Annotated in this window: 1 pseudogene; it reads right to left on the minus strand. The window is 68.3% G+C overall.

From position 1 onward, the window contains the following. Nucleotides 1–271: pseudogene (locus ACLKOZ_RS05790) on the minus strand (DUF3618 domain-containing protein); the annotation flags it as partial.

Here is a 271-nt window from a genome sequence, read left to right on the forward strand (position 1 = left end):
CATGCCGGCGCCGAACGCGATCAGGCCGGCGGCCAGGGGGTTGCCCTGGGTTTTGGTTTTGACCTGGGCCGGGGCGTCGCTGATTGCCTGGCCGGCGTCTCCGAGGGTGGAGCCGACGGTCTCGCCGGCGTGGCCCAGTGCGTTGCCGGTGTGCCCGGCGCGGGTGTGGAGGGTGGTGGTGGCGTCGTCCGCGGCTCCCATGATTTTCTCCTTCACTCCGAACACGGCATCTTTTACCTTGTCGGTTTGGCGGTGGACGATGTTGGACGGG

Origin of the sequence: Arthrobacter sp. R4 (assembly GCF_051365025.1) — a bacterium.
In the GTDB taxonomy this organism is placed as follows: Bacteria; Actinomycetota; Actinomycetes; order Actinomycetales; family Micrococcaceae; genus Arthrobacter.